Source organism: Streptomyces sp. NPDC055189, from assembly GCF_053606765.1.
In genome coordinates this window covers 16,196-33,728 of sequence record NZ_JBSGSG010000082.1, presented here as the reverse complement: position 1 = coordinate 33,728, position 17,533 = coordinate 16,196, and the positions used below count along the sequence as shown (strand labels likewise).

12 protein-coding genes are annotated in these 17,533 nt (G+C 71.1%); 4 read left to right on the top strand and 8 right to left on the bottom strand.

Annotated elements, in window-relative coordinates:
- Positions 1-483 precede the first annotated feature (483 nt).
- Positions 484-1,710, top strand: coding sequence for a thiolase family protein (locus ACWFR3_RS37355; protein ID WP_453739148.1), 1,227 nt, complete (start codon positions 484-486; stop codon positions 1,708-1,710).
- Entirely contained in the window at positions 1,707-3,839 is a 2,133-nt protein-coding gene (locus ACWFR3_RS37350) for a 3-hydroxyacyl-CoA dehydrogenase NAD-binding domain-containing protein (protein ID WP_453739147.1), read from the top strand. The genes ACWFR3_RS37355 and ACWFR3_RS37350 overlap by 4 nt, the downstream gene beginning before the upstream one ends.
- Positions 3,840-3,910: 71 nt before the next feature.
- On the opposite strand, the gene ACWFR3_RS37345 is transcribed toward ACWFR3_RS37350, so the two are convergent.
- Positions 3,911-5,038 carry a hypothetical protein gene (locus ACWFR3_RS37345; protein ID WP_453739146.1) on the bottom strand — a complete coding sequence of 376 codons (1,128 nt, stop codon included), beginning with the start codon at positions 5,036-5,038 and terminating at the stop codon, positions 3,911-3,913.
- Between the two features lie 112 nt (positions 5,039-5,150).
- Here ACWFR3_RS37345 and ACWFR3_RS37340 point away from each other — a divergent pair, with 112 nt between their 5' ends.
- The gene (locus ACWFR3_RS37340) at positions 5,151-5,522 is read left to right on the top strand and encodes an NTP pyrophosphohydrolase (protein ID WP_453739145.1); all 372 of its coding nucleotides are present in this window, start codon (positions 5,151-5,153) and stop codon (positions 5,520-5,522) included.
- Positions 5,523-5,529: 7 nt separating this feature from the next.
- Here the strand turns inward: ACWFR3_RS37340 and ACWFR3_RS37335 are convergent, their stop codons facing one another.
- Genes ACWFR3_RS37335 through ACWFR3_RS37320 form a run of 4 tightly spaced genes read right to left on the bottom strand, consistent with a single transcriptional unit; the run spans position 5,530 to position 10,835 of the window.
- Positions 5,530-6,606, bottom strand: coding sequence for a C40 family peptidase (locus tag ACWFR3_RS37335; RefSeq protein ID WP_453739144.1), 1,077 nt, complete (start codon positions 6,604-6,606; stop codon positions 5,530-5,532).
- Between the two features lie 16 nt (positions 6,607-6,622).
- A complete protein-coding gene (locus ACWFR3_RS37330; protein ID WP_249587145.1) occupies positions 6,623-7,105 on the bottom strand; it encodes a poly-gamma-glutamate biosynthesis protein PgsC/CapC in 483 nt (160 codons plus the stop codon).
- The gene (pgsB, locus tag ACWFR3_RS37325) at positions 7,102-8,592 is read right to left on the bottom strand and encodes a poly-gamma-glutamate synthase PgsB (RefSeq protein ID WP_453739143.1); all 1,491 of its coding nucleotides are present in this window, start codon (positions 8,590-8,592) and stop codon (positions 7,102-7,104) included. The genes ACWFR3_RS37330 and pgsB overlap by 4 nt, the downstream gene beginning before the upstream one ends.
- Positions 8,593-8,597: 5 nt before the next feature.
- Entirely contained in the window at positions 8,598-10,835 is a 2,238-nt protein-coding gene (locus tag ACWFR3_RS37320; RefSeq protein ID WP_453739142.1) for a HAMP domain-containing protein, read from the bottom strand.
- A 361-nt stretch (positions 10,836-11,196) separates the two neighbouring features.
- Between ACWFR3_RS37320 and ACWFR3_RS37315 the strand changes: the two genes are divergently transcribed.
- Entirely contained in the window at positions 11,197-12,147 is a 951-nt protein-coding gene (locus tag ACWFR3_RS37315) for a hypothetical protein (RefSeq protein WP_453739141.1), read from the top strand.
- A gap of 175 nt (positions 12,148-12,322) precedes the next feature.
- On the opposite strand, the gene ACWFR3_RS37310 is transcribed toward ACWFR3_RS37315, so the two are convergent.
- The 3 genes from ACWFR3_RS37310 to dxs form a co-directional block, all read right to left on the bottom strand.
- The gene (locus tag ACWFR3_RS37310) at positions 12,323-13,816 is read right to left on the bottom strand and encodes an ArnT family glycosyltransferase (RefSeq protein WP_453739140.1); all 1,494 of its coding nucleotides are present in this window, start codon (positions 13,814-13,816) and stop codon (positions 12,323-12,325) included.
- Between the two features lie 93 nt (positions 13,817-13,909).
- Positions 13,910-15,436 carry an amino acid permease gene (locus ACWFR3_RS37305; RefSeq protein ID WP_453739139.1) on the bottom strand — a complete coding sequence of 509 codons (1,527 nt, stop codon included), beginning with the start codon at positions 15,434-15,436 and terminating at the stop codon, positions 13,910-13,912.
- Positions 15,437-15,549: 113 nt separating this feature from the next.
- Positions 15,550-17,484 carry a 1-deoxy-D-xylulose-5-phosphate synthase gene (gene dxs / locus ACWFR3_RS37300; RefSeq protein ID WP_453739138.1) on the bottom strand — a complete coding sequence of 645 codons (1,935 nt, stop codon included), beginning with the start codon at positions 17,482-17,484 and terminating at the stop codon, positions 15,550-15,552.
- Positions 17,485-17,533: the final 49 nt, after the last annotated feature.

Below are 17,533 nucleotides of genomic sequence, written 5' to 3'. Positions count from 1 at the left end.
GCTCGGGCGGGCGGGCGGGAAACATCCGTCGCGAAGCGGCGGAACAGGAACCACCCCACCGAGCCGCGGATACAGACCGCCCCCCGGTGGACGCCGGGTGCTCGGGCGGGTGGGCGGGAGACATCCGTCGCGAAGCGGCGGGACAGGGGCCGCCCCACCGAGCCGCGGAAACACACCGACCCAACCCCGGTAGATGCCGGGCACCGGGCGGGCGGGAGAGATCCGTCGCGGAGCGGCGGGCCGGGGCCGCCCCGCATCCACCACAGGGCGGGACAAGAACACGGAGAGATCAGCACGCGCGCCCCGCCACAGCGCGCAAGACATCCCCCGCCAAGACACACCACCCCACCGAAACCCAAGTGTGACCTTCGCCTCCCCGAGGCACCCCGTGCCAGCCCTTGGCCGCATAGTTACCGGCAAGTAGCATGGATGAGGAAAAGCGCCTGCAAGCGCCAGCGCCCCGCACCCTGGAGGAGAGCCATCGTGCCTCGTACCGTCAGGGACGTCGTCTTCGTTGATGGCGTCCGCACCCCGTTCGGCAAGGCGGGCCCGAAGGGCATCTACCACGAGACCCGTGCGGATGACCTGATCGTGAAGGCCATCCGGGAGCTGCTCCGCCGCAACCCGGCGCTCGACCCCGCCAAGATCGACGAGGTCGCCATCGCCGCGACCACGCAGATCGGCGACCAGGGTCTGACGCTGGGCCGCACGGCCGGCATCCTGGCCGGGCTTCCGCAGTCCGTGCCGGGCTACTCCATCGACCGCATGTGTGCGGGCGCGCTGACCGCCGTGACGGCGACCGCGGGCTCCATCGCGTTCGGTGCGTACGACGCCGTCATCGCCGGTGGCGTCGAGCACATGGGCCGCCACCCCATGGGCGAGGGCGTCGACCCGAACCCCCGGTTCGTGAGCGAGAAGCTCGTCGACGAGTCCGCCCTCTTCATGGGCATGACCGCCGAGAACCTCCACGACCGCTACCCGAGCATCACCAAGCAGCGCGCCGACGAGTACGCCGTGCGCTCGCAGGAGAAGGCCGCCAAGGCCTACGCCAACGGCAAGATCCAGCAGGACCTCGTGCCCGTCTCCGTACGGCGGACGAACGAGGAAGCCGGCGAGACCGGCTGGGGCCTCGCCACCGCCGACGAGCCGATGCGGCCCGGCACCACCCTGGAGAGCCTCGCAGGCCTCAAGACGCCGTTCCGTACGCACGGCCGCGTCACCGCGGGCAACGCAGCGGGCCTCAACGACGGCGCCACGGCGTCGATCATCGCCTCCGAGGACTTCGCCCGCGAGCACGACCTGCCGGTCAAGATGCGGCTCGTCTCGTACTCCTTCGCGGGTGTCGAGCCCGAGGTCATGGGCTACGGGCCCATCCCCGCCACGGAGAAGGCGCTCGCCCAGGCGGGCCTGTCCATCTCCGACATCGGTCTCTTCGAGATCAATGAGGCCTTCGCCGTGCAGGTGCTCGCCTTCCTGGAGCACTACGGCATCGCGGACGACGACGCGCGCGTCAACCAGTACGGCGGCGCCATCGCGTACGGCCACCCCCTCGCCTCCTCCGGCGTGCGTCTGATGACGCAGCTGGCGCGGCAGTTCGAGGAGCAGCCGGACGTCCGCTACGGCCTGACGACGATGTGCGTCGGCTTCGGCATGGGCGCCACCGTCATCTGGGAGAACCCGAACCACAAGGACGCCGGAGGCGACAAGTGAGCAGCTCCACCACTGAGCTTCTGAAGGGCGCGGCCGAGCTGTTCCCGGACGAGGTCGTCACGCAGGCGCACGTACGCCACCTCGACCTGCCGGCCGGCGCCGGGCGCTTCGCGCTCATCACGCTGGACAACGGCTTCGACCACACCAAGCCGACCACCTTCGGCCCCGGCTCCCTGGCGAACCTGAACACCGCCATCGACCAGGTCGAGAAGGAGGCGGCCGAGGGCACGATCGTCGGCGTCGGTGTCACCGGCAAGCCGTTCATCTTCGCCGTCGGCGCCGACCTCAAGGGCGTGGAGATCCTCAAGCACCACGAGGACGCGCTCGCCATCGGCAAGGGCGGCCACGAGGTCTTCAAGCGGCTCTCGGGCCTCGCCGTGCCGACCTTCGCGTACTACAACGGCGCTGCCATGGGCGGCGGTGTCGAGGTCGGTCTGCACTGCTCGTACCGCACCGTCTCCAAGGCGCTCCCGGCGTTCTCGCTGCCCGAGGTCTTCCTCGGTCTCGTACCGGGCTGGGGCGGCTGCGCGCTGCTCCCGAACCTGATCGGCGCCGACAAGGCCGTCTCGGTCATCATCGAGAACTCGCTGAACCAGAACCGCCAGCTCAAGGGCAAGCAGGTCTTCGAGCTCGGCATCGCCGACGCGCTCTTCGAGGGCGCGGACTTCCTGGAGCAGTCGCTGATCTGGACGGCCTCCGTCCTCAACGGCTCGCTCACGGTGGACCGCCCCGAGATCGACCGCGGCGAGGCCTGGGACGCCGCCGTCGCGCGCGGCCGTGGCATCGCGGACTCCAAGGTGCACGGTGCGGCCCCCGCCGCCTACCGCGCCCTGGAGATCATCGCGGCCGCGAAGGACGGCGACCTGCAGCAGGGCTTCGACGCCGAGGACAAGGCGCTCGCCGACCTCATCATGGGCGGCGAACTGCGCAGCGGCATCTACGCCTTCAACCTCGTCCAGAAGCGCGCCAAGCGCCCGGCGGGTGCCCCGGACAAGAACCTGGCGCGCCCGGTCACCAAGGTCGGCGTGGTCGGCGCCGGTCTGATGGCCTCGCAGCTCGCGCTGCTCTTCCTGCGCCGCCTCGAGGTGCCGGTCGTCCTGACCGACATCGACCAGGCGCGCGTGGACAAGGGCGTCGGCTACGTCCACGAGGAGATCGACAAGCTCCTCCTCAAGGGCCGCGTCAACCAGGACAAGGCGAACCGTCTGAAGGGGCTCGTCTCCGGCGTGCTCGACAAGGCCGAGGGCTTCTCCGACGCCGACTTCATCATCGAGGCCGTCTTCGAGGAGATCGGCGTCAAGCAGCAGGTGTTCGCCGAGGTGGAAGCCGTCGCTCCGGCGCACGCCATCCTCGCGACCAACACCTCCTCGCTCTCGGTCTCCGAGATGGCGTCGAAGCTGAAGCACCCCGAGCGGGTCGTCGGCTTCCACTTCTTCAACCCGGTCGCGATCCTGCCGCTCCTGGAGATCGTGCGCGGCGAGCAGACGGACGACGCCTCGCTCGCCACGGCCTTCGGTGTCGCCAAGAAGCTGAAGAAGACCGCGGTCCTCGTGAAGGACGCCCCGGCGTTCGTCGTGAACCGCATCCTCACCCGCTTCATGGGCGAGATCCAGAACGTCATCGACGAGGGCACCCCGGTCGCCGTCGCCGAGAAGGGCGTCGAGCCGCTCGGTCTGCCGATGTCGCCGCTGGTGCTCCTTGAGCTGGTCGGCCCCGCCATCGGTCTGCACGTGTCGGAGACCCTGAACCGCGCCTTCCCCGAGCGCTTCACCGTGTCCCCGAACCTCGCGGCGGTCGTCAAGGCCGGCAAGCGCGGCTTCTACGTCTACGACTCCGGCAAGCCGGAGCTGGACCCCGAGGTCGCTGCCCTCCTCAAGCAGGGCGACTCCGTCCTGACCGAGGAGCAGGTCCGTGACCGCGTGCTGGACGCCGTGGCGCAGGAGATCGGCCTGATGCTCGACGAGGGCGTCGTCGCCGAGGCGCAGGACATCGACCTGTGCCTGATCACCGGTGCGGGCTGGCCCTTCCACCTGGGCGGCATCACGCCGTACCTGGACCGTGAGGGCGTCAGCGAGCGCGTCAACGGCAAGAAGTTCCTGGCGCCGGGCGTGGCCAGCGTTCCCGCGTAACACTGCCGTACACGGGCGATGCCCGGCAGGCCTCCTGGTCTGCCGGGCATCGGTCGTTGTGCGCTTGCCGCTTACACCCGCGTCCACGCGTCGAGCGCGAGGCCCGACTCCGCCTTCTGCCGCGCGATCCGCAGCGTGCCGTCCAGGCCGATCGTCGCCATGACCACGCGGTCCTGCGCGTCGAGGGCCAACGCCGGTGTGCCCAGACAGGGTTCGCCCGTCTCGGCCCACCAGACGCCCGCCTGCTCGTCCTGCGTCGGGTACGCAGCTATGACCGGGCGGCCGTCCGCGCCCCGGTGCGCGAGGACCGTGCAGTCGTGGCCCTCTATCGTCGCGCGCACGGCGGCCGTGGGTCCCGCGTCGGGGGTGCCGCCGAGGGGCCGTACCTCCGCCTCGGCCTCTCCGGAGCGGTGGGCCAGGACTCCCTTGCCGCGGGCGTCGGTGGCGTAGTACGTGAGGCGGTCCGGGGCCGTCTCCAGGGCCGCGCCCGAGCCGGAGGCCGGGGGCAGCGGGATGTCGTCGGTGCGCTGGAACCCGTCGCCCTGCTTCTCCTGCGTCCAGTGCAGCGTCTTGTTCTCGGCCGGGCCGAAGACCTCGACGCGGCCGGTGGACGTGGCGACCGCCGTGATGCCGTCGAGGACCTCACGGACCTTGAAGTCCTTCCAGCCCTCCCATTTGCCGCCCTTGCCCTCGCGCCGCAGCCGCACGCTGTGCACCGCGTCCCGCACGAAGACGTGGACCGATCCCGAGGCGTCCACCGCGGCGGTCGGAGCCCCCAGGTGCGGGGCGCGCTCGACCATCTTGGTGTGCGGGTTGCCGAGCGAGCGCCAGTCCATGAGCGGACGGCCCGACTGGTACTGGACGGCGTGCACGACGTCGACCTCCGTGCCGCCGCCCTCCTTGGGACGCGTGCGCAACGCGACGAAGTGCACGTACCCGTCGGCGCCTTGGGCCAGGGTGAGGTGGCTCAGGTGCGACGCGTCGAAGAGGTCCGGGCCGCTCCAGTCCGGGCCGCCGGGGCGGTCCTGGGTCCAGCGCAGCAGACCGTCCGCCGAGCGGGCGTACGCGGTGAGCCTGCCGTCCTTGCCGCGCAGCAGCCAGCTTCCGGTGGCGAGGGTGGCGCTCGCGACCTGGCCGGCGGTGGGGGCCGTCGGGCGGGAGGGCTCCCGCTCCGGCCTTGGGGAGGACCTCAGCGGCATGACTCGGCGCCGACCTTCCTACGAGCGTGCGATTTCTCCGGCCCGTTCAGTCTACGTTCGCCGGGGACGGCTCCCGGCCGGGGCTCGGCGCCCGGTGTGCCAGTCTTGCGCCATGGGAACTCTGCTCGTCGTGGACGCCGCCAACGTCGTCGGCTCGGTGCCCGACGGCTGGTGGCGCGACCGCCGCGGGGCCGCCGAGCGGCTGCGGGACGGGCTCGTGACGTACGCGCGGGAGGGCCTGCCCGGTCATCCGGGACCGCTGGAGGTGGTCCTCGTCGTGGAGGGCGCGGCGCGCGGCATCGAGTCCGTGCCCGGCGTACGCGTGGAGAGCGCGCCCGGCAGCGGCGACGACCGCATCGTGGAGCTGGCCGCCGCGGCCGGAGAGCGCCCCTGCCTGGTCGTCACGGCCGACCGCGAACTGCGCCGCCGGGTGGGCGAGTCGGGGGCCCAATGCGCGGGCCCCCGAACCGTACGTCCTGTGTAGCCGCCGCTCAGAGCCGCTTGGCGCTGCGCAGCGTGGCGGCGTAGTAGCCGTTGCCGTCGAGGCGGGACGTGCCGCCCTTGTCGCCGATCGTGGGGCCGTTGACCTCCTCGCGGCTGGAGATGAAGATCTTGTGGCCGTCGGCGTCGTGGCCGAGGAAGATCCCCACGTGGTCCAGGCGCTCCTTGGTGCGGGCGTCCAGCTTGAAGAAGACCAGGTCACCGGGCTGCACGACGTCGATGGACTTGGGCCGGTCCGCTTTGCCGACGCCCTTGAGCTCGATGACGTCCGTGCCCGCCTTGCCACGCGCCATGCCGTTGGCCGTGCGGGGCAGGCCGTCGCCGGTCTTGTCGTCGGCCATCAGGGGGTAGCGGGCGCGGTAGCCGAAGACGGTGCGGATGAATCCGGAGCAGTCCATGGAGCGGGCCCGCATCGTCTCCGGCTGGATCGTCGTGCCGCTGCGGAACGTGTACGGGATGCCGAGGTAGTCGAAGAAGTCCGACTGCTCCAGACGCAGGTCGTTGCCCGCGCTGCCGTCGGGGTTGAGCGGGCCGAAGTTGGCGTCGCCCGCGTAGGCGATGCCCTCGTCGTCCTTCTTGACGGGCGCGCCCTGCACGTACTGGAACGCCATCGCGAAGATGTCGTCCTCCTCGCTGCCGGCGAACTCCTTGTACCAGTCCTTGAACCACTTCTCCTTCTCGGCGCCCTCGCGCCAGGTCTCCGGCATCAGCCGCGCCCAGTCGTTCGTGACGACGCGGGACTTGGTGTTCGCGGGCTCGGTGAAGGTGCGGCTCGGTCCGGTCAGCGTCGCGGTGCGGGCGTTGTCGGTGAAGGTCGCGATGACCTTGCCGCCCTCGGTGCGCAGGACGGAGCGGGCGGGGTTCTTCAGGCGCTCCCACTTCTGCTTCCCGCTGTCCGGCTGCCCGTTGCTGTTCTGCAGGCCGCCGGGGGTGTCGGTGACGGCCTGCACCTTGGGCGCTCTGGCTTCTTCGTCCTTGCGCAGTTCCACGGTCAGGTACGCGCTGCCCGCGAGGAGGGCGAGCACGGTCGCCGCGTGCAGGACGGGACGCTTCTTCTTGGGCGGCATGAATGACTCCTGGGAATCAGGCGGACGGCATGAAGCCGAGGAGGATCCCGGCGGTGAGGACGACGTAGGCCATGAGCGTCACCGAGCCCGTGGCGAGCAGCGTGGGGCCCTTGGGCTGGCGCACCAGCTGGTAGGCGATCAGGCCGGGGACGATGAACCCGAGCGTCTGGTTCGCGTACATGAGCGGGAACTCGATCGACAGGACGATCATCACGGTCGCCTGGAGGGTGACGCCGAGCAGCACGACCGCGGCGAAGAGGCGCTTGCCGTAGAGGATCACGAACTTCTGCATCAGCAGCGTGCCGACGTAGGTCAGTACGGTCACGCCGAGCACCATGGCCGCGCGCTGCAGGTCCTCGACGAGGGTCAGCGCGAGCCAGCCCGGCGTGATCATGCCGCCGGGCGAGAGGTTGGTCGTCAGATAGCAGACCAGGGAGAAGAGCAGCCCGAGCGCGATGCCGACCGCGGCGATCTCGGGGGTGAGGACGGAGGGAATCAACGGGGCTCTCCTGGGCTGTGCCACTGCTGGTCGTCGTCTTGGGCGGGCGGTACGGGGGCGACCCTCGGCTCGAACATGCCGCGGGGCGCGGGGGGTTGGGGCTGCTGCTGGTACTGCTGGTGCTGCTCGTGCGGCTGGTAGTGCTGGTAGGGCTCTTGCGGCGCGTAGGCCCGAGGCTGCGGGACCTGGACCTGCTGGAGCTGGGCCGTGGAGTACCGCGACTCGTACGCCTCCGGGTAGTGCTGGTAGGGGTCCACGTGCGGCTCGTAGAACGGCGCGGGCTCCTCGGGGGCCTGCTCCTCGCTCTCGTCCGGCGGCAGCTCCGCGAGGTGTTCCAGGAGCAGCTCGCCCTGGCCGTGGATGTTGCCGATCGCCACGAGGGAGGAGTCGGCGCCGAGCTGACCGAGGATCTGGTGCAGGAACTCCTCGGGGTCGCGCCGGTCGCCGCCGAGGTCCACCGCGCGCCCGCGCCACTCGGCGGGGATCGCGTCGATGGCGGACTTGGCGGGGTGCCCGATGACGAAGACCTTCTCCGGCTGGAGGTCGGGGATGATCTCGCCCATCTGGCCGTTGCGCTCGACGCGGTCGGGACGGCAGTTGATGACCACGTGGAGCGGGCGGTGGATGGCGCCGAGGTCGAGCAGCTGGTTGATGTTCATCAGCGTCGACTCGGGGTCGTTGGCCGCGAAGACGTTGGCGAAGCGCACCTTCTTGCCGTCCTCGGTGGCGTACCGCTCGACCGAGAGGACACCGGGGTCCGGCGGGGCGTCGTACATGCCCTGGAGTGCGACCTCGCGGCCGACGCCGAGGAGCTCGGCGACCTTGAGCGCGATCGACACGTTCTCCTTGAAGGTGAACCAGCTGAAGCCGCGCAGCTCGTCGTCGGTCACCGTCTCGGGGTCGGCGTAGATCAACTGGCAGTTCCGCGCGTCGGCCTCCTCCTGGAGGATGTCGAAACGATCCTTCTCGGCGGTGACGCAGATGCCGTTCTCCGGCATGGAGCGGCAAAGGGAGCGCGCCACGTCGTCGAGGGTGGGGCCCATCTCGGCGAGGTGGTCCTCGCGGACGTTGCAGAGCACGCCGATGGTGGAGCGGATCAGCTTGGACTGGTTGATCTCCTGGAGCGCGGGCATGACCGCCATGCACTCGATGACCAGGGCGTCCGGGTTGTACGCGGCGGCCCGGCGCACGATGCCGATCTGCTCGACGACGTTGGCGATGCCGAACTTGCGGTAGACGGGCTCCTCGGTGGCGTCCGGGTGGATGAACCGGGCCGCGGTGCCGGTGGTCTTGGCGACCGTGTTGAGCCCGCCGCCCCGCAGGGCGCCCGCGCAGAGGCGGGTGATGGAGGACTTGCCGCGGATGCCGTTGACGAGGACCCGGGAGGGGATGTGCTCCAGGTTGGCGAAGTGCCGCCGCTGTTCGACGATTCCGGCGGCGAGCAGGATGGCGCCGCACACCACGAGCACGGTGTAGAGGAAGAGCACGGGGTTCAGTTCCTTCCGGCGAGGCCGGCCGTGACGCCGTCCCGCTTGCGCTGTGTGCCCGTCGGCAGCTGCTGCCTGATGAGTTCCAGGCTGCGGGTGACGGCGCCGACCTCGTCGTGGTGGCGCGGGTAGAGGACGGTGCGGCGGTCCCCGTCGGCGAGTGCCTCGGCCTGGTCGGCGAGGTGCCGCAGCGGCCGTACGACGACGATGTGCAGCCAGCCGAGACAGGCGGCCGCCGCGGTGATGCCGAGGAGACCGGCGAGGACGGTGCGGTTCTGCAGGCTGTACTCGGGGATGGCCAGGGCCGATGCGGGCTGCCAGGTGACCACGGTCCAGTTGAGGGCCTGGGCGACGCCGCCGCCCGCGAACGGGGCCGCCGCCGCGATCCGGACGTCACCGTCGTCCCGGTGCAGGGCGCCGTCGGCGCGCGGCTTCTCGACGCCCTTGCCCGCGACGGACTTCGCGAGCTCGGTGATGCGACCGCCCGGCAGGTCCTGGAACTCGCGGTAGCCGGTGTTGGCGCCGATCACCCTGCGCTTGTCGTCGACGACGCGGACCTCACCGAGGCCGGGGCGCCCGAGCAGCGAGTTGAGGAACTCGATGCGGAACTCGCCCACCACGGCGGCGCCCTTGCGGCCCGGCACCTCGGCCGTGCCGAGGATCACGGGCTTCTTGCCGCCCTCGTCGATGACCCGGACGGGCTGCGTCGACGCGCCCTCGCCATCCGGGCTGCGGGGGTCGTCGCCCGCCCGGGCGAGGACCTTGCCCGAGGCGTCGAGGACGTACAGGGACTGGTATCGGGTGTGCTGGTGCAGGGTGCCTTCGAGGACCTTGGTCATGTCCGAGGCCTCGGTGCGGTCGCCGATGAGGGTGGCGACCGAGGTGAGGTCGGCGTGGCCTTCGTTGAGGGCGCGGCGGACCCGGTCGGTGAGGGTGTCGGTGCGCTCGCGCTGGTCGGCGACCATCTGCTGCGGGATGTCGACGCCGTTGCCCGCGCGGTTGAGCAGCAGCATGAGCGGCGCGGACCAGGCGAGCAGGAGCACGGCGCAGACCGCGAGGAGGGTGCGGCTGCCCCGCTTGCCGCGGCGGGCCGGCCTGTCCTGCTGGTCGGTGGGCGCGCCGAGCAGCTGGCGGCGCAGCCGTTCGAGGGCGGCGCCGATACGGGCGGCCTCGCCGCGGCGCGGTACGGAGACGGGCCGTTCGAGGTCGCCGCGGGTGAGCCTGCGGCCCTCCAGGAACAGCTGGATCAGCGGGCGCTGCACGGTCCGCAGGAGCAGGAAGACCGTGACCCCGCCGATGAGCAGCAGGGCGGCCGCGGCGAGTACCCCGAAGGCCGAGCTGTTGGTGGCCGTCCGGTCCTCGGCGACCGGGACCATCGCGACGACGGAGAGGCCGAGCTCGGTGGCCATGGTGGTCTCGCCCGGCTCGGGCGCGGCGAGGCCTGCGTACCCGGCGACGGCCCGCTGGCCGAGGTGGCCTTCGCCGGTGAGGTGGCCGCTGACGCCGGCGAAGCCGCCGGAGCCGGGCTCCTTCGACATGATCGGGTGCTCGCGGGTCTTCTTGGCGGCGGTCGTGGCGAACGCCTTGAGCTGTGCCTCGGACCGCTTGATCTCCTCGCGCGGGCCTTCGCCGCTGACCTGCTCCGGCTCGGGGATGCCGTCCTGGCTGAGGACGCCGCCGTCATGGCTGACGACGGCGATGGAGCGGGATTTGCCGAGGCTGATGCCGGGGAAGCGCAGGCTGCTCGACGCGACGAGGAGCTGCTGCGGCTCGCCCTTCCAGGTGAGCAGGGCGAAGGAGAGCAGGCGCGTCTCGCCGTTCTCCAGGCGCACCATGCGCGGGGCGAGGCCGTCCTCGTCCGCGAGCTTGCCGCGGTCGATGGCGGTCAGCGGCAGGTTCTCGCCGCGGGCGGCGAGGAGCTTGCCCGAGGAGATTTCGACGACCGCGGTGCCCATCCACTTCTGGTAGACGCTGCCGATCTTGTCGAGGACCGCGTCCGCGGGGACCGGGTCGCCCGCGCTGAAGAGCTCGGCGGTCCGGGTCAGGTCGGTCACGGACTCGTCGATGGAGGCGCGCAGCGCGATGGCGCCGTCCTCGGCGAAGTGCTGCTGGGACGACTTCACCGCCTTGGGTACGGCTTCCTGGCCTGCGCGGCCGAGGGTGAGGGCGGTGATGCCCGCGAGGGCGAGGAGCAGGACCGACAGCACGGCGATCGGTGGACGAATGCCACCTATCAGGGACATGTCGGTCCTTCGGCGGACCTTGTGCCGCCGCTTCGAACGCGAAGCGGCCAAGGGGTGCTCCTCTCCTGGAATCACGCGGGAACGTGAAGTGATGCGGGACTTCCGGTGGTGCGGGGACTTCCGGTGGTGCGGTGGCGTGAGGTGACGCACGGCCGCGCGAGCGCAGAGTGATGCGTTCCGGAGAGCTTGGACCTACGAGACAACCGAAGGGATGCACGAGAAAGGGAAAATGTGAGCTAGCTCGCGCTGAACGTCCGACGTCCGTTACGTCAGGAGACGCACGGCCCCTGCGTCAGGCGCCGCAGGCGGGGCCTTATCTTCGAACCACCATGAAGCGCTCACGCACTCCCGCACCCGGCCGATGACGATCGCAAAGAAGCTCCGGGTCTTCGCCGTCGTGGCCTTCGCCGTCACGACGGCCGGGATCCTCGGCCTCGTGCAGTGCGGGGGCGACCCACGGGGCAAGGACGACAAGCCCTCCGGCCAGGGCCTCGAACGGCTGATCACCGACTACACCGCCGGCTTCCACGCGGACAGCGGATACCGCCGCCCCACGCGCGAGGACCGGCGCACGATGGCAGCGGGCATCGCGCTGCTCCTCGATCACGAACGCACGGAGGCCGAACGCCGCCTCGCCGAGGTGGACTTCGCGGTCCGCACCGTCACCGACCCGGCGGGCGGCCGGCGGTTCGCCGAGGTCGCCGAAGCCGCCGACCGCTCCGACGGCGGCTCGGCACCGCGCGGCTGGGGGCGTGTCTACGTCGACCTCGACTCCCCCGTCCGCTGGTCGGCCCAGATCCCGCACCCGGTCGCCGACCGGTACACCGAACGGCTCGGCGCGGAGCTCATGAGCCGCTCACCCGGCGGCGTACTGGTCGTCGCGGGAGCACATCGCGAAGCCGGGCGCGGCGACGAGGCGGATGTGGCGCACCGCAGGGACAGCGTCTTTGACGCCGTCTGCGCCGAGCTGGTGCGCCGCGGGCTCCCCGGCGTGCAGCTGCACGGGATGGACGACGAATCCGCGCCGGAGCACGATGTCGTCGCCTCCACGGGCCGGGGCAGGGACGCCGTCACCGAGGGCCGCGACCTCGCGGACGCACTGCGGAAGCGGGGCTACGACGTCTGCCGCGCCTGGGCCAGGTCCTGCCCCCTCGCGGGCCGCTCCAATCTGCAGGGCCGGACGGCCGCGGCGCACGACGTGCCGTTCCTGCACATCGAGCTCGGCCACCGGATCCGCGAGGACCGTGCCCGCTCGGCGGAGGCGGTCGAGGCCCTGGCGGACGTCACACGCACCTGGCGGCGCGACGGTTAGCGGGCCTCTGACCGATCTCCGTGGAGGAAGGAGCGGCGTCCGGTCGTGCACTCGGCGTACCGGCCGGAAGGTGCGGCGAGACGACATGCCGGGCGCCGCGACGCGGCGGAGGTCCGTCAGAAGCCCCCTGGCCGCCCGCCCCGTACCAGCCCCGCACCGGCCGTCCCCTCGCCTCTCACCGCCCCTGGTCCACCCGCGCGTACACCACCGCTCCCCCGACCCGCAGCACCGGCCGGTAGTCCACCGTGAGCACCCGCCGCAGCGACGGCACCCGGTCAGGGCCGTACGGCTTGCCCCGTGAGTCGTCGACCACGAGCGCCGGCGGGTGGCGTCGCAGCTCTTCGCGGAAGACGGGCCAGGCGCCCTCGACCGCGTACTTCTCCCCCACCTGCGGCCCGTTGCGGCCCCCGCTGTAGTTGGTGAGCAGCCCGGCCGTGAGATAGCGGCTCGCAGGGGCGCGGTCGGCGAGCCAGTACGTCTCCGGGTGTATCCCCCACACCAGCACCTTCTCCTTCGGGCCGGTACGGGACTCGACCGCCTCCGCGAGCCGCGCCGCGTGCGCCAGTTCGGGCCGTGGCGCGAGGAGACCCCAGGCCAGGAACACCGCGCACGAGCACCCCGTGACGACGACCGCCCTGGCCGTGCGCTCACGCGGCAGGCTCTGCAACGCCGCCGTGCCCAACAGGGCGAGCGGCGGCATCAGTTGCAGGTAGTAGTGGCCGAAGAAGTGGAAGCCGAGCGAGACCGCCGCCGCCGATGACGCGAGCCACAGCCACAGCTCGGCCGCCCCGGTCCGGGCGACGCACAGGACGCGCAGGACCGGCGGGATGATCCCCGCACAGGCCCCCGCGAGGACCGCCGCGTTCACCAGGCCCCGCCCCAGCACGTGGAGTTCGGAGCCGGTGAAGGAGGCGTACGCGCCCGACCCCGTCACCGTCCAGAACACGAAGCCCGCGGGGGCCGTCAGGACGGCCGCGGCGACGACGGGACCGCACAGGCCCGCCGCGAGGCGCGCCGCGCACCAGCGGGAGGCCCCGTCCCGCCACAGCAGCCAGGCCACCGGCAGGAGCACCGCTCCCCCGGTCTGTTTGGCGAGGAACGCGCAGGCCACCGCCGCCCCCGCGGAGCCCCACCGGCGGCGGTCCGCGCACCACATGGCGGCTGCCGTGCACGGCAGCATGAAGATCTCGAAGCTGGCCGCCTGGGCGTCCTGCGGGTTCAGGCCGATCGAGATCAGGAGGTAGAGGACGCCCGCCGTGCGTCCCGCCGCGTCCCCCCAGCGCCGCCGGGCCAGGGAGGCCAGGAAGACCGCCGTCAGAAGCTGGGCGGTGACGGCGAGCACCTTGAGCGGCAGGAGCGAGGAGTCGCCGAAGAGCGCGAAGGACCCCTCGTACAGCCAGGGGACGAGCGGCGGTTTGCGGTCGACGACCGTTTCGTAGAGCTCGCCGCCGTGCGCCAATATCCGGGCCTGTACGGCGAGATAGCCCTCGTCGGGGTTCCACAGCGGCCACCGGAAGGAGGGCAGCCGGGTCACGCACGCCAGGGCGGCGAGCAGCGGGAGCAGACGCACCCAGTAGGCGCCCCCACCGCCCCGGACGCGCTCCCCGGACGGGCCCGATCCCCGAAGGGTACTTACGGAACGTAGCGATGCGGTGGGCTCGACGAGCATACGGTGCACGCTATCCGGCCCCGCAGTCCCCATCGGAACGGGACATACGGGGCCGGATGTGAAGGAGTGCCGAGGAACGCCGGAGAGCGGCAACTACCGTGCGTCGTCGGCGTGCGGGTCGCGCTGGTGCAGACGGCTGTGCGAACGCCCGTACGCGAAGTAGATCACCACGCCGATGACCATCCAGACCGCGAACCGCAGCCAGGTCTCGGCGGGCAGGTTCAGCATCAGCCACAGCGAGGCGAGCACCGACAGGACGGGAACGAACGGCACCAGCGGGGTGCGGAAGGAACGCGGCAGGTCGGGGCGCTGCTTGCGGAGCAGGACCACGCCGATCGCGACCACCACGAAGGCGAACAGCGTCCCGATGTTGACCAGTTCGGCCAGCTCGTCGATGGAGGTGAAGCCCGCGACGATCGCGACGATGCCGCCGAGCAGCAGCGTCGAGCGGTAAGGGGTGCCGAACTTGGGGTGGACCTTGGAGAAGGTCAGGGGCAGCAGTCCGTCACGGCTCATCGCGAAGAACACCCGGGTCTGGCCGAGCAGCAGGATCATGCAGACCGAGGTCAGGCCGACCGCGGCGCCGAAGCTGATCAGGCCCGCCCAGAAGGGGTGCCCGACGGCCTTGAACGCGTCCGCCAGCGGTGCGTCCGTGGAGAGTTCGGTGTACTTCTGCATGCCCGTGACGACGACGGAGACGGCGACGTAGAGGATCGTGCAGATGAAGAGCGAGCCGAGGATGCCGCGCGGCACGTCGCGCTGCGGGTTGTGCGTCTCCTCGGCGGCGGTGGCGACGATGTCGAAGCCGATGAACGCGAAGAAGACCACGGCCGCCGCGGTGAAGATGCCCATGACGCCGAAGTGCGAGGGCGTGAAGCCGAACATCAGCTGGACAAGGGGCGCCGTGATGCCGCCGCCGCCCTCGGCGGGCTCGGACGGCGGGACGAACGGGTCGTAGTTGGAGCCGGTGATGAAGAGGGCGCCGACGATGACGACCAGGAGCACCACCGTCACCTTGACGGCGACGATCACATTGGTGACCCGCGACGACAACTTCATCCCGGCGACCAGGATGCCGGTCAGGACGATGACGAGCAGGCAGGCGAGGAGGTCGAAGCCGAAGCTGCCCTCGTGGGTTCCGCTCATCGCCTGCGGCAGGTGCCAGCCGGCCGAATCGAGCAGCGAGCGGATGTAGCCCGACCAGCCGACGGCGACCACCGCGCAGCCGAGCGCGAGTTCCAGGATGAGGTCCCAGCCGATGATCCAGGCGGGGAACTCGCCCAGCGAGGCGTACGAGAAGGTGTACGCCGATCCCGCCACCGGCACCGTCGAGGCGAACTCGGCGTAACAGAGCGCCGCGAGGCCGCAGACGAGTCCCGCGACGACGAAGGCGAGGGCGACCGAGGGGCCCGCCGTCTCCTTGGCGATCTTTCCGGTCAGCACGAAGATGCCGGTGCCGATGATGACACCGACGCCGAAGACCGTGAGATCGAGGGCGGACAGGGACTTCTTGAGCGCGTGTTCCGGCTCCTCGGTGTCCCTGATGGACTGCTCGACGCTCTTCGTCCTGAAGAGACTGCTGCTCACGGGCGTACCTCCCACGCTTGTCGTCCCCGACATGATCGAGAGGGCGGGTACCCCGTAAGCCCCGGCGCGAGCCTATTCACGCGAATGGGCCGGTTTCACCACCCGTACAGGGTGGTGAAACCGGCCCGTCGGCGGTGCGGGTTGACTCAGTCGCGCGCGGGTTCCCCGGCCTCGACGGAGTCGACGGCGGCCGTGCGCTCGTACCGTCCGTCGAGCTTGGCGACCAGGCCGGTGACCTGGCGGGAGATGTCCGGCGCCGTCAGACCGATCTCGGCGAGGATCTCCTTGCGCGATGCGTGGTCGAGGAAGCGCGGCGGGATGCCGAAGTCGCGCAGCGGTACGTCGACGCCCGCGTCGCGCAGGGCCTGGGAGACGGCCGAACCGACGCCGCCCGCGCGCGAGTTGTCCTCGACGGTGACGACCACGCGGTGCTGCTCGGCGAGCGGGGCGAGCGCCTCGTCGACGGGCTTGACCCAGCGGGGGTCGACGACCGTGGTCGTGATGCCCTGCTTGTCCAGGAGGCCCGCGATCTCCAGGCACATGGGCGCGAGCGCGCCCACGGACACGAGGAGGACGTCGGGGCGGTTGGTGCCCGCCTTGCGCAGGACGTCCATGCCGCCGACCTTGCCGACGGCCTTGACCGCCGGGCCGACCGCGCCCTTCGAGTAGCGGACGACCGTCGGGGCGTCGTCGACCTCGACGGCCTCGCGCAGCTGGAGGCGGACCTGGTCGGCGTCGCGCGGGGCGGCGATCCGCAGGGTCGGCACGCACTGCAGGATCGACATGTCCCACATGCCGTTGTGCGAGGCGCCGTCCGTGCCGGTGACGCCCGCCCGGTCCAGGACGAAGGTGACACCGCACTTGTGCAGGGCCACGTCCATCAGGAGCTGGTCGAAGGCGCGGTTGAGGAAGGTCGCGTAGACGGCGAAGACGGGGTGCAGGCCGCCGGTGGCCAGGCCCGCCGCCGATGTGGCCGCGTGCTGCTCGGCGATGCCCACGTCGTAGACCCGGTCGGGGAACTCCTCGGCGAACTTCTTCAGGCCGACCGGCTGGAGCATGGCGGCCGTGATCGCGACGATGTCCTCGCGCTCGCGGCCGAGCTTGACCATCTCCTCGCCGAAGACGGAGGTCCAGTCCATGCCGGAGGCCGAGATCGGCAGGCCGGTGTCCGGGTGGATGACGCCGACGGCGTGGAAGTGGTCCGCCTCGTCCTCCAGGGCGGGCTTGTAGCCGCGGCCCTTCTCGGTGATGCAGTGCACGATGACCGGTCCGCCGAAGCGCTTGGCGCGCGTCAGGGCGGACTCCAGGGCCTCGATGTCGTGGCCGTCGATCGGGCCGACGTACTTCAGGCCGAGGTCCTCGAACATGCCCTGCGGGGCGATGAAGTCCTTCAGGCCCTTCTTCGCGCCGTGCAGCGTCTCGTAGAGGGGCTTGCCGACGACCGGAGTGCGCTCCAGGAGGTCCTTGCCGCGGGCCAGGAAGCGCTCGTAGCCGTCGGTGGTGCGCAGGGTCGCCAGGTGGTTCGCGAGGCCGCCGATGGTCGGGGCGTACGAACGCTCGTTGTCGTTGACGACGATCACCAGGGGGCGGTCCTTGGCGGCGGCGATGTTGTTCAGCGCCTCCCAGGCCATGCCGCCGGTGAGTGCGCCGTCACCGATGACGGCGACGACGTGGTCGTCCTTGCCCCGCACCTCGTTGGCCTTGGCCAGACCGTCGGCCCAGCCCAGGACCGTCGAGGCGTGCGAGTTCTCGATCACGTCGTGCTCGGACTCGGCGCGCGCGGGGTAGCCGGAGATGCCGCCCTTGGTGCGCAGCTTGGCGAAGTCCTGGCGGCCGGTGAGCAGCTTGTGCACGTAGCTCTGGTGGCCGGTGTCGAAGAGCACCTTGTCCTGAGGGGACTCGAAGACGCGGTGCATGGCGATGGTGAGCTCGACCACACCGAGGTTGGGGCCCAGGTGGCCGCCTGTCTTGGAGACTGCGTCGACGAGGAAGGCGCGGATCTCGCCGGCCAGCTGGTTCAGCTCCTCCGGGCTGAGCCGGTCCAGATCGCGCGGTCCCCTGATGCGGGTCAGCAGCGGCACCCGTGCCTCCTTGCAGTAGAGCTGTTCGAGCGTTGACCGGATGTTGCCG